Source organism: Bremerella sp. TYQ1 (genome assembly GCF_020150455.1).
Lineage (GTDB): Bacteria > Planctomycetota > Planctomycetia > Pirellulales > Pirellulaceae > Bremerella > Bremerella volcania_A.
The window spans coordinates 2827170-2843139 of record NZ_CP083740.1 but is presented as its reverse complement, the minus strand read 5'-3'; the positions used below and the strand labels follow the sequence as shown (position 1 = coordinate 2843139).

At 56.8% G+C, this 15970-nt stretch carries 17 protein-coding genes; 1 reads left to right on the top strand and 16 read right to left on the bottom strand.

The window, feature by feature from the left end:
* Positions 1-7 precede the first annotated feature (7 nt).
* The 14 genes from LA756_RS11140 to LA756_RS11075 form a co-directional block, all read right to left on the bottom strand.
* The gene (locus tag LA756_RS11140; RefSeq protein WP_224439951.1) at positions 8-673 is read right to left on the bottom strand and encodes a hypothetical protein; all 666 of its coding nucleotides are present in this window, start codon (positions 671-673) and stop codon (positions 8-10) included.
* Between the two features lie 4 nt (positions 674-677).
* Entirely contained in the window at positions 678-1538 is an 861-nt protein-coding gene (locus LA756_RS11135) for a hypothetical protein (protein ID WP_224439950.1), read from the bottom strand.
* A gap of 6 nt (positions 1539-1544) precedes the next feature.
* Positions 1545-3608, bottom strand: a complete 2064-nt coding sequence (locus LA756_RS11130) for a phage tail tape measure protein (protein WP_224439949.1) — start codon at positions 3606-3608, stop codon at positions 1545-1547.
* A 102-nt stretch (positions 3609-3710) separates the two neighbouring features.
* Complete coding sequence (locus LA756_RS11125) at positions 3711-4217, bottom strand: hypothetical protein (protein WP_224439948.1); 507 nt, start codon at positions 4215-4217, stop codon at positions 3711-3713.
* A gap of 19 nt (positions 4218-4236) precedes the next feature.
* The gene (locus tag LA756_RS11120; protein ID WP_224439947.1) at positions 4237-4473 is read right to left on the bottom strand and encodes a hypothetical protein; all 237 of its coding nucleotides are present in this window, start codon (positions 4471-4473) and stop codon (positions 4237-4239) included.
* 59 nt (positions 4474-4532) lie between these two features.
* Positions 4533-5078 (bottom strand): hypothetical protein, encoded by a 546-nt coding sequence (locus LA756_RS11115; protein WP_224439946.1) that lies wholly within the window; start codon positions 5076-5078, stop codon positions 4533-4535.
* A gap of 89 nt (positions 5079-5167) precedes the next feature.
* On the bottom strand, positions 5168-5332 hold the full coding sequence (locus LA756_RS11110) for a hypothetical protein (RefSeq protein ID WP_224439945.1): 165 nt from the start codon (positions 5330-5332) through the stop codon (positions 5168-5170).
* Positions 5333-5412: 80 nt separating this feature from the next.
* Entirely contained in the window at positions 5413-5889 is a 477-nt protein-coding gene (locus LA756_RS11105; protein ID WP_224439944.1) for a hypothetical protein, read from the bottom strand.
* A gap of 17 nt (positions 5890-5906) precedes the next feature.
* A complete protein-coding gene (locus LA756_RS11100) occupies positions 5907-6374 on the bottom strand; it encodes a hypothetical protein (protein ID WP_224439943.1) in 468 nt (155 codons plus the stop codon).
* On the bottom strand, positions 6367-6750 hold the full coding sequence (locus tag LA756_RS11095) for a hypothetical protein (RefSeq protein ID WP_224439942.1): 384 nt from the start codon (positions 6748-6750) through the stop codon (positions 6367-6369). Before LA756_RS11095 ends, LA756_RS11100 begins: the two co-directional genes overlap by 8 nt.
* Before the next feature lie 83 nt (positions 6751-6833).
* Positions 6834-7193, bottom strand: coding sequence for a DUF2190 family protein (locus tag LA756_RS11090; RefSeq protein ID WP_224439941.1), 360 nt, complete (start codon positions 7191-7193; stop codon positions 6834-6836).
* 98 nt (positions 7194-7291) lie between these two features.
* Positions 7292-9598, bottom strand: a complete 2307-nt coding sequence (locus LA756_RS11085) for a hypothetical protein (RefSeq protein ID WP_224439940.1) — start codon at positions 9596-9598, stop codon at positions 7292-7294.
* Complete coding sequence (locus tag LA756_RS11080; RefSeq protein WP_224439939.1) at positions 9585-11099, bottom strand: phage portal protein; 1515 nt, start codon at positions 11097-11099, stop codon at positions 9585-9587. Before LA756_RS11080 ends, LA756_RS11085 begins: the two co-directional genes overlap by 14 nt.
* An 11-nt stretch (positions 11100-11110) precedes the next feature.
* Entirely contained in the window at positions 11111-11311 is a 201-nt protein-coding gene (locus LA756_RS11075) for a hypothetical protein (RefSeq protein ID WP_224439938.1), read from the bottom strand.
* A gap of 312 nt (positions 11312-11623) precedes the next feature.
* Between LA756_RS11075 and LA756_RS11070 the strand changes: the two genes are divergently transcribed.
* On the top strand, positions 11624-13144 hold the full coding sequence (locus LA756_RS11070) for a hypothetical protein (protein ID WP_224439937.1): 1521 nt from the start codon (positions 11624-11626) through the stop codon (positions 13142-13144).
* 206 nt (positions 13145-13350) lie between these two features.
* Here LA756_RS11070 and LA756_RS11065 read toward each other — a convergent pair whose 3' ends face one another.
* On the bottom strand, positions 13351-15639 hold the full coding sequence (locus LA756_RS11065) for a terminase gpA endonuclease subunit (protein ID WP_224439936.1): 2289 nt from the start codon (positions 15637-15639) through the stop codon (positions 13351-13353).
* Entirely contained in the window at positions 15632-15952 is a 321-nt protein-coding gene (locus LA756_RS11060; protein WP_224439935.1) for a hypothetical protein, read from the bottom strand. Before LA756_RS11060 ends, LA756_RS11065 begins: the two co-directional genes overlap by 8 nt.
* Between the last annotated feature and the right edge of the window lie 18 nt (positions 15953-15970).

The window sequence follows — 15970 nt, the reverse complement described above, 5'->3', positions numbered from 1 at the left end:
GGAACTCCTAAGCGTTGGCTTCTCGGATCGCCTTTAATTGGCCATTGGCTTCGGTCCGACGGCCGCCGGCAAACTTGCACAGCTTCGCGGCTTCCTCCAAGGCCAACGCGTGAAACTCGGGCGCGTTGTCCATGTATTGGTGATCGTATCGAAGCAGCTGCCGCGGATGGATGAACGCACCCCCGCAACGCCCCGCGCTGATCAGCTTGTGGCCGCCTGGTCGGTTCTGCGTTTGGTGAAAACTATAGACCTCTTTCACGTTATCCGGAACGCGGATTACTGGCTCGCCTAAGATCGGCAGGCACCACGATCGCATCGCCCGCCAAGGGGCAAAGGGGTGATGATAAACGGGATCCGCTAACACCATCACGCGGACCATCATCCCGCGCCGCTGCAGCTGCTTGGCCAACGCCATCGCCCCGCGGCCAGCTCCCCAGCTGTAAGCATAGACGCCCAATATCGGCCTCACGCCGTACTTTTCACCCAAGGCCCAATAGTATTCGGCCACGTGGGCAAAGTTCGCGTGCCAGGGGTAGTAATGCACACGACTTCGGACGCCGTCGCAGAACTGTTCGCGTAGCTTCTCGGTCAGGTCCAGGATCCCGTTCCATTGGCCGACGTTTTGGGTAAATCCGCTAATCGCGGTATGAATCAGAAGGTTAGGCCGTTCCATGGCATTAGGTCCCTATTCCAATCAGGGCAAAGTTTTCTTTTTCATAAACGCGTTCCACATAGGCCGCGATTGGTCGGTGAACAACTTTCGACGCGGACGCGTCTATCGCCTTTTTGAAGTAGAACCAAAGATGATCATGGGCACCCTTGGTAAGCGTTGCCCATTCGCCGCTTGGCTGTTCCACAAGTCGATACTTTTCGCAATCGACCTCGATATTCTTGCCGGCCGCAAAGATAAAACGGGCAGAGATATCGCCATCGGATGATTGGCGGCCGTTAGATCCCATGAACAGCAGCTCGCCGGCCGCCCAGCCCTTGAACTCTTCGTGGTTGGTGGTGCCGGTCAGGTCTCGCAGCTGGCGAATATATTCGTCGGTCACCGAAGCGTTGGGGAATTTATATTCCAGCTCCAAGCGAAGCAGAGGCACGACAACGTCGGTGCCATTAACGCCGCTTTCGGTAACTTCGATCGCGTTCCGGAAATCGGGCGGCGGCTCGGAAGCAGAGTCTCCCGCCTTGTCGACTGTTTCCAGGCTTGTTGTGATATGCTGCGTTCCGCCGGTGGTGTCCCAGCTGGCGACCAGTGTTCCCGTCGGCCGCTTCTTTTTGTCCTCTTGCTTTTCGGGGTCGATGTAGTTGACTTCTGCCGCCCAGAATTCCGGGCCGATTTGTGTCTTGCTGACATCGTCAAGATTAAGCGTTCCACCTGGCGTCACGAAACTAGGCGGCGAAGTCGCCAGGACGGTAGCCATGATCGTCGCGTCGTCATCCGTGCCCAGGACGTGATAAAGCAGCTTTCGCTTTGAGTTGCGGCCGGTTCCATCCTTGCCGCTTTGTGATTGAACAACTTCGTAGATCTCTGGCATCCTTGCCTATTCCGCGAACGTGTCCGCGTCCTCCCCTTGTTCGACCAATTCGGCCAGTTTGTTGTTGACTTCTCGCAGCTCGTTTTCGACCCGTTCCATCGGTCGCGCTTGTAAGCCAATGCGATCGACCGCAAAGCTATTAGACGTACCGACGGCCATCTCCCAGGCCTTCGCCACTTGATCGCCGACGCCTTCCAAGTCCGGCAATTCAATCTGCGGTTTGGCGTCGGCAATATCGGCGACCGCATCCAGTTTTTCGCTACCTTCCAAGTCCTCCAATCCATAGGCCGAAACACCTGGCAGGCCGTCTAAGATGCTCTGGAGTTTGCCCGCTTCGTTGGCCTCTTTCTGCAGTTGCTCCAAAATGTTTCGGGCACGTTTGCCTTCTATTTCGATGCCTTCGGAAGTTGCCCCAACCATATCGGCCGCGGTGTCGATCTGGTCATGCCAAAAACCTTCAAGCAGAGGCCCGCCGGCAATCATCGAATTAAAAGAGGCCACGTCTTTCAGTACCGACGTTAGGCCTTCTTTCCAGATCTCGACCTCTTTCGAGATCTCTGCCATCGAATCCAGGAAGACAACCTTCACGCCTTGCCATAAGATCTTCGCGGCCAATTCCCAGTCGCTTGATCGCAGGGCATTTAAAAGCGATTCCAGAATCGGGTTGACCGTGTCTTCTACATATTTGAAGGCGTCGGCAATCATTCCCGATGCCGCGTTTGCGGCCGAACCAAAATCGGTGAAGGCAATCACCAAGGCGGCCAAGATCGCGATGCCAGCCCCAAGTGGCGTGAACAATAAACCAATGATCGACGATAGGACGCCCACGACAGTCACCACGCCCGTTATGGCGCCGACGACGATATTTAGAACAAACGCCAGGCCTAGAAAACCAACGCCAGCCGCGCCCGCGATCGCGATAATTGCCGCGATCGATGTCACGAGTTGAGGATTGGCTGATATGAAGGCCTCAATCGATCCCAATGCCTCGCCGCCCCAGTTGATCCAATCCTGCAGCGGACCGTCCAACGCTTTGCCGATGGAGATTTGCATGCCCTCGAATGCCGACATAAACCGACGGAACGCACCGCCCAAGTTGTCGTCCATCATTGCGGCCATCTCTGCCGCGGATCCTTCGGCGCCGTCGATCTTCTTCCGTAGGTCATCCATTGCGTCGCCGGAATCAGCCAAGATCAAAGCCGACTTGGCAGCGCGGCCGAAGCTCGCTTCAAAGAACGCCAGGCGTTCGGCTTGTCCCATTTCCGCGGTCGCCGCGCCGATATCCTTCATCACGTCTAACAGATTGCGAATGTTCCCTTCCGCGTCGCTAGTCTTAACGCCGATCGCCTCGATCCCTTTAACCGACTTGCTGCCGATCGACTTCATGATTTCGGCCATGTCGGTACCGGCCATGCTCGCCTTGATACCGTTGTTGCCCAGCACGCCGATCGCCGCGGCCGTGTCCTCGATCGACTGGCCAGCTGCCTTCGCCAGCGGCGCGGCATACTTGAGGGTCTCGCCCATCATTTCGATAGAGGTGTTGGCGCTCGATGCCGTCGTCGCCATCACGTCGGCCACGTGCCCCAGCTCGTCAGCGGTTAGCCCGAAGGCAGATCCAACGTCGGAAGCGATATCCGCCGCCGTGGCCAGGTCGGTCGATCCCGCTCGAGCCAGGTTCAAGACGGCAGGAATCCCGGCCGTGATCTGGTCAGGATTGAAGCCGGCCATCCCTAAGAACTTCATTGCTTCGGCGACTTGACTGGCCGAATAGCTGGTGGTTGCCCCCAGCTCTCGCGCCTTCGCCTCCAGCTGGCCGAACTGCCGCTCGGTTGCCCCGGTAACGGCTCGAACTTCGGCCATCTTGTCGGCGAAATTCGCATAAGTCGTGGCCGCAATCGCTAGAGGGGCAGCGCCCACCGCGGCAACGCTAGTCAGATTGCGCCCAATATTTTGGACGCTATTCGAAAACGTCTGCAGCTTCGCGCGTGCTTTTCGTAGTCCCTTATCCAAGCCGTTTTTAACGTACAGCTCGATAAAGGCCGCGCCCGCTCGTACTCCCCCCGTTGCCATTGCCCCCGCGTTCCTTCCTTGGTTCGCGTCTCTTCGTTAGGCGGTTTCCCGCCTGGTTGCCGCCGTATCGTTCCCTAACGGATTCGACGCGGCAGCGTTGCGCTAAACTTGCTGAATGTCAGCCCATGCCGCCTCGAATTCCGGCCGCATCTCTTCTTCTGCCGGTCCCATAAACGGCCTCGCTCGTATGTAGACCGTTTTGATTAGCTTTCGTTTTCGTCGCCGCCCCATGTAAATCGGGACGCTGCCGCCATGCTCCAACGTCTCGACCGCGTTGTGTCGTGAATTGGTCCGAATCGGTCCGACGACGACGCTATCCGTGTTGGTGTCGTAGCCGAACAAAATACGCTTCGGGTTGAAGTCCCCCTCGGTGTGGATCTTGGGCGGTTGGCCTGGCTTGCTAACCGTCGGATCTCGAAACGTGCGGTCGCCTCGCTGAATCGCTTCGGCCCTTAACCGGGCGGCCTTTTTCTTCGCTGCCTTCGACACGCGTTTCATCGAACGCCGCGCCGTCTTTCGGATCGATCCCGCGTGCGTGCGAAGAACTCGCAGCTTGCCCGGTTCAATTGATCGAATCACAGCCGGCCGATCGAAAAACATCTGCTTCATTCGCATGTTTACGTTGAAGCTAAGTTTTGCCGATGACATTGCCGCCCCGTTTGCTACATAGTTTTTTGATAATGTCCCGGTTAGCTTTGCAAACGCGAACGCCTTCGCTTCTGCGCGGCTTCTCTTCGATGTAGGGATTGAGTTGCGCCGGATCGATCGGCTGCCGCTGCTTCTTGGAATCGCGGTTGGCGTTAATCAGGATCGAAGCCAGCAAGGCCGTTTGGTGCCACTCATGCTTGCCGCGTTGGTGGCTCATCCAAACCAGCTCGCGAAGCGTTCTCCCGCGTCGGTCCGGTTCCAATTGGCAAACGGCCGCTAACTCGTAGAGGATTTTCCACCAGTTCCGAGGTTGTCCATTCGGGTCAGCCACTGTTCGACCGCCTGGTCGCTTTCGCGATCGACTGCCGCCATCACTCTCGGATCCTCCAAGGCCGCCAACGCTTTCGCCATCACGCGGTCCAGCGATTCGTTCATTTTCCGAATCACGCCCAGCACGATCTCGCGACGGCCTTTCGGGAAAAAATAGGCAAGGCCCACCAGGAACGCATCGACCGCGTTGTCGATCCCTTCGCCGTACAGACCGCGGCCGAATTCGTTGTCGTCGATACCGGCGTCGTTGCACTGGTCGCGGCATACCAGATACAGCGCGTCGACCAGCATAATCGGATCCTCGATCAGTTGCCGCAAAGATTGATCTTTGCCGTTTAACAGCTCAAGCAGATCGATGTTCAACGCGTTGCGGATCGCTTTCACGGTTGGCACGTCGACCGTAGCCGACCACTTGCGACCCTTGCTATCGACAAAGGTAGTGGTTTGCGGTTGGGTGTTTGCTTCCTGCATGGTTACCGAACGCCTAGGCATTCCCTCGTTGGTTTGGTGGATGGTTTGCGTGCAATGGGGAAGGCCTGCCGCGGGCCGCATTGGCCGGCGGCCAGGCCTCCTTTATTGGACTACTTGCTGCCTTCTGGCTTGGAAGGCGTCGCCGGTACCGACTTCGCGGCCAGGCGGCAGATCGTGGCCACGTCGCCGGCTTGGACGTGAACCAGCTGCTTCGGTTTCAGATCCTTCGTGGCTTGGGTCAGGATCTCCAAGGTTTGCTTTTCTTCAGGTGTCACGGCTTCAATTCCTCAAAGGTTAGAGATTCAAAAAAACGGGTTGTTGTGCGGTAAGGTTCCGCCAGGTCAAACGCCTGGCGTTACGCTTCGATTTCGTACCATTCCGGTTCGACCAGGCTGCCCCCTTCGGTAACACGCGTGATCTCCGCGGCGATATCGAACTTGCCGGCTTCTTCCAGCTTTTGACCCATGGGGCATTCGAAGACTTCGCAGACCATACGCATGCCGCCGGATCCGACCGTGGCCGCCGGTCCATCAGGTGCCCAGAACTCGATCGGCGTATTGTTCAGCATCGAATCGAGCAAAGCCGCGAAGACAGTGTCGCCGCCACCTGGTTCGTAGTCGTAGCCGAACGAAACGCCTAGCTCGACGAACGTGCCACGCTTGAAATTCCACTTCGACGCGCGGCTTTTTTGTTCGGCCTTGCCTTTGCTAAAAGGCGTGATGTCGACGTCCATGGCGCGTTCGATTTCGACCCAGACGGGCGTCGCGTTCGTGCCGGTGTTGTAATAAAGAAAACAGTCTTTACCGAGGACGCTATCGCGTTCAAAAGTCATCGGGTTGCCCTCCCTGGCTACCTGGTTCCGTAATAGGTCAACTGGATGATGCTCACCAGCTGGTTGTGTTCATAAAGTCGATTCTGATCGAATAGGGCGTCGCTATTGATGCCCTTCCATGCCAGGCCGGCGATCGGATCGCGTCGTAGTGCCCCGGCGTTGTCGCCTAGCGTGTCGGTCAGTGTCGGGTTTTCCCACAGCCGCTTGATCGCTTCGATCGTCTGCGCGACGCCGTCGAATTCGCTGGCGTCTTCCTGATCCTTCAAGTTCTTAACCACCATGATCGACGCCACGACTTCGTGCGCGTTGGTGGTGCGTGACTTGATCGTTGTCTTGTTGCCACCAGGTATCGCGAAGATCTTCACGCTTTCGACATCGTCGGACCGGATGATCGGGTAATGCGATCGCACCGCTGGGAATCCCAGGTCGGAAAGTTTGCACGCCAGGCCGTCGGCCAGGTCGATCGCAGCTCCTTTGTCACTCATCGCCGATTTGCCTCGAATGGATCCGCATCATTGCCCGCGATTGACCAGACCAGGTCCAAGGCGGAACGCCTGGCAATGCGGTGACGCGATACTTGGCGACCAGGTTGCCCCCTTCGCCGTCTAGTTCGTGGATCTCATGCCCTGCCTTCGGCTTAAACGGCGTCCCGGCCGCGACCAGCTTTGTCGGATCGATCAGGAAGTCGATCGTATGGTCTTCGGCCGCGAAGTCGTCCCCCGCTTCGGCTTGGAATTCCGACGCCCCCTTGGTCGCTTTCAGTGCCAGGCTATCGCTATCGGTTTGATAGACGATGAACGAAGGCGCGGCGTCGTGAATCTGTCCACGTGCCCAAGCGATTGCGTCGTCGAAAAATCCCATTGATTCGTTCCCCAGGTATCAACGCGCCGCGCCGGCCATCCCCCCAAACCGACGCGGACGCGTTGCCCCTCGATTGCTTTGGCTTACGCTTCGGCCGGTCCAGGTGCGTGTTCAATCACCTGGCTGGTGTCGGCGTCCAGCGAAGCGCCTACGGCGTAGCCGATACGCTTGTGGGTCGACGCGGTCGCCGTGACTCGGTTGTTGGCGTCGTCCCAATAAACCTTCTTGCCGTCGGCGATCGCGGTGGATCCACCGGCAGCCTTGGGAACGACATACGTTCCACCGCAGGCAGCCAACGCGCCTTTTTCGCCGGCCGCGATGGCACGGTGGGCAATTCGGACCGTATCGGCCAGGACGACGACTTCGCCGGCGGCAACGGCCGCGGCTGGTACGTGGTCGACCATCAACGGGTCGCCGCTGTCAAACTTTGCTTCGAAGCTCATTGCTCTATCTCGCTAAATGGTTTGGCTTGGTTGATTCGTGAAAGGAACGCCGCGGCGGCCTGGCCGCGGCGTCAGATTTGAACGGTTAGCCGTTCGGCTTAGTCGGTGCCGTCGACTTCCAAGGCGGCTTCTGGCTCGCCTTCACCGAAGCCGAAGTCATGCACGCCGCGCCATTGCATGCCCAGCGTGTTGAACGCCGATTCGTCGGATTCAATCGTGGGCAAGTTGTTGCCGTTGAGCGTGGCACACACGAAGGCGGCGCGGTTCTTCGGATCGGCAAACAAGATGTACTTCGAAGCCGATTGATTCGGAATCGCTTTCCCTTCTCGATCGCGGATGTCCTCGTTGTCGAGATAAGGCGACGCGACCGGCATGTACTTCCCGCGGTGGCGGTTCGACGCGATCGACTTCTTGCTGGCCGTGCCGGTAACTTGAACGTCTTTTTCGACGTAGAGGTCGTTGGCCGTGTCTTCCAGCAAGGTGCCGACGGCGATCTTCTTTGGCGAAAGTAGGATCGGCGAACCGTCCTTTTTCACTCGCTTGTTAAACGCCGAGACCGCCTTCTGCAGGCCTTCGATTCCCAAGGAGTATTGCGCGCCGGAAAGCTTGTTTTTGTTGGCGACGCTAAAGAAGTTGTTGAAGTTGCCCAGGACCAACTTCCAGAAGACTTCTTCCATCACGGTACCGGCCATGATGCCCAACTGGGTCGCGATCTGCGCGAACGCGTCCAGGTCGTCGTTGATCATGTCCTGGCGCGTCAGCGTCAGCATGGTACCGTAGGTGTCCACCTTCGCGGTGAATCCGGTTTCCGACATTTCGGAATGCTTCAACAGACCATCAGGGCCAACCAGCTTATAACCACCATCGATATCAAGGCGGTAAGTCGACCGCGGCTTGAAGTCGGAATGGCTGGCCATGCGGCACAGTTGTTGATAAACCGTCTCGACCGATTCAAACGCGGCCAGCATGGCCTTGTTGCCGACGTTGCCCAAGATCCCGGTCAAACTGATCGTGGTGTTGCCGGAAGCGTTCAAGCTCGAAGAGAACCCAGCGGCGGCCAGCTGACGATCAGCGCGGCCGACGGCACGCACGAAGTCAGGCGACTTGCGGTTGCCGCTGTATTGATAGCCGTTGGCTTTCAGGAAGATCACGTCCATCAGGGCGTGAAGGGTCAAGCCGCGGTTTTCGGCTTCGGCCGCAATGTTCATATCCTTCTCGGACACGCCGCGGGCCGCGATCTCTTCCGGTACGCCGATCGTCTGCGCGACCGATGCCGACAACGCGCCGGCGGTCAGGTTCTTATTGCGGGAGTGAATTGCAACCTGGCCGCCGTTGCCAACGTCGCCTCGGCCAGCTCGTAGGATCTCCAGCTCGGCGCGGTCGTTGTTCCAGTTTTCGCTAATCGCTTGGGCAAGCAATTCGCCGCGTCGATCTTCTGGCAACTGAGCACCCGCGAACAGCCCGCGCAGCTTGCTTTGGCGTTCCACTTCGGCAGCCCCTTCGGCTCGCAGCTGGTCAGCAAGCGAAGGAAGCTCGTTTTCGGGTTGCTGATTGGTTTGGGTGTTTCCGCCGGCGTTCAATTCGCGGCGCGTGTTGCCAGGTTCCGCGTCGGAATCGTTTCCGCCATCGTCGCCGCTGGCTTTCAATTCAGCCTTCCAAGCCGCGCGTAGTGGCTTGAGCTGCTTTTCGGTCAGCGTTTCGATGTCGTAGCCGTTGGCCTCGAGAAATTGTTCAAAAGTCATCGTGTGAGATCCCTCCATGGATCGGTTGGCTTTCACGGCCGCGCTAGACGTGTCATCGCCGGCGATCGTGACAAAAGAAACTTCGTGGACTTGGGCGGCCTTCACATAGGTAAATGGGCCGCGTTGTACTTTTCCGTTGACGCGTCGCGAATCACCCGCGTCGACGAACTCGATCTTCGACCAATCGGGCGCGGCACCGATCGAAGACTTCCAGGGGAAGCCGGCGCGGCTCGATTGAATGATTTTGCGTTGCTCGTCAGACTCGACCGAAAGAACGCCTTCGGCCTTGATCTGCTTTCCGTTGTTCTGGATCCCGCCGTCCTCGAAATGACCGACCGGCGTTTGGGAATTGTGGTTGTAGAGCGCGGGCCGTTTGCCTTTCGCGATCGTGGTACCGGCCAGGTCAAGCACGACATCGCCGCCCCAGCCTGCCGGCCGCATCTTGCCGCCGCGATAAGCCACCATCGAAAACTTGGGCGTCGCCGCGCCTTCGTCGCCATCCTCTTCGCCGTTGGCCTTGATCCATTCCACGTCGCCTTCGGCTTCCAGCGTCAGAACTTCGGGAAGCTCGGTCGGTGCATTAGGCAGACCAGCCGCGGCCGTTCCGCCGGCGTGCAATATTGGCAGCAAACCAAACAGGTTGGAAAATTTACGCGTTGTCATCGGCGGCCGCCTCTTCTTCGTTGGTTTCGTTGTCGTTGTTTGGATCTTGGCCGGCTCCTTGTTGGAAGCCAGGCAGAGGGGCACCGATCGCCGATCGGCGTTTGTACATTCGTTCCAGGCTCGCATAGTACTCTTCTGGATCGTTGCCAGATTTGAGCTGATATTCTTCATCCGTCAGAAGGCCCGCGTTCCACAGAATCAGGTCGGCCGCGGCCTGCTTTTGCGGATCGATGTGCTGATGGCTTGGCCATCGCCAGCTATAGTCCAGCTGATCAATCGGGCCGATACCGGGCGGGATCTCGCCAGGAATGAAAACGGCCTCGTCAATCCACCAGCGGAAGACGCGATCTAAGAAACGCGTTTCCAGATTGCTTCGCTCGATGTCGACGAATTCAAAATAGGTTTGATGATCAAGGCGGCCGCTGGCGAAGTTGTAGCCGCTCGAATTCCCCGAGGCCTTGTTGAAAGGCATGTTGAGGCATCGCGAGATCTCGCAAAGCAAAGCATCGCGAAACATCTGGTACGTCGTCGTTGGCTGTTCCGCTTTCAGCTGTCCCAGCTTCCAGCCCATCGGCAACGTCAACATGGAATTCATCTCGAATTCGATCGAATCCATCGGGTCGACATCTTCGTCGGGCACCACCTGGTTGCCGTCGGCGTACATGACGCCGGAATAGCGGGCGGCCGTCTCAGCGCACAGCGTGACGGCCAGCGTATAGCGACGCATCAGGGCGAACAGCGGAAGCGCGGGCGTAACCCATGGAATACCGCGGCGTTGGCCTGGTCGATCTTGGCGGAAGTAATGTACCACCTTGTCCGCCAAGACGCGTTTGGTTTCCCAATGGCTTACGCCGGCGAAGTTGTCGCCGGGGTGATCTTTCAGAAAGTTGTAGGCGACCGGGTAACCGTTTTTGTCGTACTCGATCCCGTCGTCATAATCGACCGTTTGAATGCCGCCGAAGTCGCTGCAGTAATCCGCCTCAAGAAGCCTCACGTCCAATTGGACGCCATTCCGGATATTGGGGTTGTTGACCGCAACGGCGAAGATCTCGCCGTCGGAAACCTCGCTAGTGATCCCCGTTCGTAGCGTAGGTGCCAAGCCGATTCGATTCATCCAGCGGCGGAAGTTCCGCTCGAGCTGCTTCGCTGCCGCTTCCTGGCCTGCGTTGTGGATCTGCAGATTCGGACCGCGGCCGACGATATCGTTGGCCAGCGTGTCGATCATTCCCTTGGCGAAGCTATTGTTTTCGCGGCACTCGTAACGGGCACGCGATCGCAGCCGACGCCGCACGTCTGGGTTGGCTGCAGACGACGCGGAAAGATTGTCCGCATTCGCCCAGTGTTTCATGTTGTCGAAGTTGGTAACCGCCGCGTCATATTTCGCGCGTAGGCTCTGGATCTTTTCCCGCTGCCGTGCAATCACACCCGCCGACGGCTCGCGCACCATCGGCTTTCCGTTGCTTCCTAGAATCGGGCTATATGACTTATTGGCTTGTACCACGTCGGCAGCTCCTACGCGGTACCAGGCGGGACGATCTTCTGAATCCGCATCCCGCCACGTTGGGCCGCCTTCTTGGCGGCAATGTGTTTATCTAACGCGATTAGATCCGCGATCGAATGCCCTTGAACCGTCACGCCGTCGACGGTGACTTGCTTCGGCTTGGTTGCTGCCGCTTCCAGCTGCTCGATCGCTTCTTGGTTCGTCTTGGCCATCCTTGCCCCTTGGATCGCTACGCGTGAATAAAAGAACGCGCGGCTTCGGCGATCTCGCAAGATTGCCCCCCTTTGCCGCGCTGGGTAGATGGTCGTCTTACGACTTCGCGGCGGCGTTGGTTAGATCGAATCGGCCCCTTCGCGGCCGTTTTCCTATTTGCGTTCCATATCTGGAACGATTGAAAGTAAAGCTCGTTTCAGATTCGATGAATCGTGATTATTCGGGCTATTAAAAACCTAAGTTGCAACGGCTCTCAATTGGAGACATACTATTCGGCGATGCCAGCCACCCCCTACGCGAAGGATTTGAAAATGTCTGCGGCTTCGGGCGGACGATATGTCGCCGTGATTGTAAACGTCGTATTGTTCGGTGTTCTAACAATGGTATTTGGATTGTGGAACTTAAAGCTCGAGCGACTACAAAATGAACAATCTGAGCGTTTAACTCGAATCGAGGAAAATCAGAAGAAGATTGCCGATGCAGTAAATGCCGGCTCAAATACCAGCAAAAAAGTACAGTCTAAAGTCGAAGCAGTTATGCAAGACTTCGATCAAATCAAGACAGGCCAGGAAAGGTTCTCCGTAGAAACCACGAATCTGCAAAAAGTAGCTTCCGAATCTTCTTCTATCGCAAATGAAGCTAAACAGATTGCAGAAGCCCTTCAGGAAGATCGTAAAGCCTTGAAAAGCGAATTGGTCCAACTAATCCGGGCAGAATTAAATTCTAATTCTGGGCCGACTGTGTCGACCTCAACAGCTCCGCCTACCGGAAAGCAAACTTCAGCCGCTGACGATGACGCCGAATTTATAGCCAAGGCAATTCGGCGAGTTGCCAAGAATCCCTTTCGAGAAGTCTATGGACTACCTAACTCCAAAGTTCGCTCGAAAGGGTTTTATCTGGCCGATAGTGGTGAAGCGTTTTATGTCGACCGAAATAGTGACACTGTACTGCCAGCGTATACGGGAGAAGCCCGTAAAGAATACCTCAATGAAATAACTGAAATGATGTCAAACGCGTTTCGGCACAACAAGAGCGAATTGGAAGAAGCAATAATCGGCTCCCTTCGGCAAAGTGAACTGGAAGCCTTCAAAGCAACTAACATCTCTTCTAAAGAGCCAGTCAAACTAGAAGTCGTAGAAGGAAAACCAAGCTATTTTGAGAGCCAGTGCACCGTCAACGCACGCTTAAGCATTGGAAGTGTCACAAAGAAGTTCTTTATTAGCGTCCCATACACCAAAATCCCGGGCATGAAATCTCTAGGATTGTCCACTGCGTCGCCCTCAAATAGCAATTCGAATCAAGCTACAACTCTCAGCGATGATGACATTCTCAGTGCAATTTCTCGTCAAGCAACTGGCCAGGCAGGAGTCCAAAAGGCGTACGTGTTTCCACAAGGAAAACGAAAGCATTTGATCTTTGTTCAGTCTGAGTCAAATCAAATTTACGTTATCGACACACAAAAAGATCTAGTGTTGCCAGTCAGAGGATACGTCTCCTCAAAAGACCCATTGAGCGACTACCAATATGACTTTAAGGAGGTAGTTCAAAACACAATTGAGGTGGCAATTGATCAGCATGAGAAAGAACTCTTTGAGTTTCTCCTACGGAAAAATCACACCGCTGCTACAACACTCGAGAATCGCAGTCTTTCCGGTACTGCCTCGACAACCGTCGAGTCGGCAAACGTAAACTACGCGAACCTTTTCCGCTCAATTGCTTTCCCGAACACTTTTCCCATCTCCGTGGAATTGAAAGCAGGCAATTTAACGGAAACCCTTCGAAACGATTTAACGTACAAGGAACTTCCTAACATGAGAGAGATTTCGCAATAACTTGCGGTCAATCATCCTGAAACGCGTTCGGTAGTGGAAAACTTGCGATTGCAATTCCGGCAGATCCGGACGCGGACCGTCTTCTTTAGTCGCCGGCGTGTGTAATAAACCGGCGCGTGACCGCATCCGCACGACGGACATTGCACGCCGGAAGCATCCGACGGTTCTGCTTGAACTTTCACGGCCTGGCCATTGGTCGACATCGATTAGCCCCCCATCTGCTTCTGCCGGCGTAGATCGCTTAGCTTCGTTCGGCTGCCGCTCTTTTTCTTTTTCGGCTTCGCTTTCATCAGGTCGGCCGACGGCACGGCGCAGCCCTTACGGCTTGCGGCCACATGCAAACCAGAAACGCAGTCGAGAAGGTGGTTGTCGCGGTTCGGCTTGAGCCCCCATTCGTCGACCGTGTTGCCCTTCGCTTTGACGCGAGTGGCGAATTCGGCCGAACAATGTTCCGAGATCATCCGGTGTTCTAATGGCTTAGCATTGAACAGCGTTAGACAACCAGGCTGGCCGATTGGCGACTTCCAACGGTTCTGCAGGGCGCTTTTCCAGTGGTTGGTGTCGTGGATGATATGCCGCAACGCGTTCCGACCTCGGGCGCGTGGAATGATCCATTCCTCGCCAATCTCTTCGCCTGGCTTCTTAACCGTTTCGCTGATCTTCTTCTCTTTGGCTAGGACGCCTTTCCCCTTGTTCGGCATCAGTCGCGCCCGGTGCGGTGACTCGGCGATAAACTGCTTAACGATATTCGTCCAGTTGCCCATATCGATCAGCAGTAGATCAATCTGAAATTCTGCGCCGTCGCCTTCACGCTTCCAGGTTCGCAGCATCAGATCTTGGTTGATCAGGATCTCGAGCGCTTGGCGAATTTGGGCTTCTTCCGATAGGTCGCCTAGCACAATCCCTTCCTCGGTTCGGTGCCCTTGAATTGGCTTGGCGACCTTCGGCCCATAAACGAAGTACTTCGTTGGCTGTTTCGGCCAGGTCCCGTAATCGTGAATGTGGCCAGTGAAGTCGGAACGCATCGCGCCCAAGGCGTAATAGAGAAGCCGCAACTGCAAGTCGACGTAGCCGACCACCTTCTCGGCATCTAATGGGATTTGATCGCGGCGGTAGCTATGAACCTTGGCCGCGATTTGGTCCGCGGTCACCAGAATCAGGTCGACCGTTTCCGCGCTGATCGGGTCGTTCTGATATTCCGCGGCGAACGTAGCGGGGTCGCGGTCGCGTAGGTGCATCGCGTGTTGAATTGCGGAGATCTCGCCAGGATCGTACCGGCTTTCCCAGTAGGCGACCGCGCCGCGGTCCAATTCTTCGCGGTGATTGATATAGAACGCGTTGGCACGTTCGACGCCGAGGCCCGCTTCCAGGTCGGCCCGTCGGATCTCGAAGTACTCCTCCCACTTCGCCTCATTGGTCGGCATCGACTTGAGCATTTGGACGCGGATCCCTTGCCATTCGGGGTTCCGCTTGCGGTCCAGGAATCGCGCCGCCAGGTCCTCGGGTTCGATGATCGTACAAGGCATAATCGCAGTAAGCGATTTACCAGGCCCCGCCATGCCAAGAATCGTGCCGTTGATCACCTTCTCGCGTTTGCGAACTTGCGCGGGGTTGGCGGCCGCTTCATCGTCTTGCGGGTCGTCCAGCAGCACCAGGTCAGGCCGGAACGTGTCGCCGTTGGCGTTGGTGTACTTCTGGCCGCGGATGCCCTTCGATGTGATGCCGAACGTCCGGATTATCGCGCCGCTGCATTCGCTGCCTTCGATCGTTGGAAAAACGAGCTCGTCTTCATGCCAACTTATTTGGGTGCGTTCGCCTTTGCACAGCTGGCCGCGGCAGCGATTGGGTTGGCCTTCCAGCTTAACGATCGGGAAGCAGGCCTCGGGAAAGTCTTCGACCAGCAGCTCCTTCGCTACTAGGTACGTCTTGATCGTCTCGAGAAGGGCTTCGGCTTTCTCGCTGGTTGCTCCGATGATCACGCAGAACTTGACGTGGCCAAACAGCATCGCCCATAGGGCAGCGGCTTCGGTAATCGTGGTCTTGCCAGATCCGCGGGGCATCGCCAACGCGAAATTGCCGCCGGTTAAAATCGCGTTTTGTGCGGTTTCAAAGCAGGCCAGATGATCTTCGGACCAGGCGAAGAACCCCTCGGGCTTAATGTAGGTATCGAAGAACAAACGCAGATCGTATCGGCACGCTTCGCGGCGTTCCGGATCCACGACTTCGGGCAGCGGTCCAATATCGCGGCCCTTCTTGGAGGCCTCCGCGCTGCGATCGCGTGCGCGGTCCTTCTTGGCTTCGTAGTTGGTCGACTGGGTTTGCTTGGCCTGGTACCGTTCGACCAGGTGCCCTACGTAGGTTCCCAGGTCGATCGACTTGCCAAGCTCCCATTCTTCGCGGTGCCGTCGCAGCGTCCGCGCGTCGATCACTTTGCCCAGGCCGGCATCGTTGACTCTTGCCAACAATTCGGCCGCGTCGATATTCAAGCTAACCAATCGGTCCCCCCTTGGTGCGCAGCAATAGCCAGGCGGCCAGCTGATAGACGTTGATCGTCCCGTCCTTATTGCGTGGGCATCCTTGCGCCACCAATTCGACCACAACGGACCGATCGACTTTCAGCAGCTCCGCGGCCTTCTTCATGGACATCCGTGTCGCTTCGGCCGGTTTCAAAGAGTTTTCCTGAGCATCGAGAAATAGAAAAAACGGCCGCCGCGAATCTTGCGAATGACCTGGCCAGCGGATGGATGAAACCGTTAGCCGCGGCGGCCGCTTGTATGAATGCCGCGTGCCGGTCCATTGGTCCAGCACGCGGCCGCCTCTTAGGTT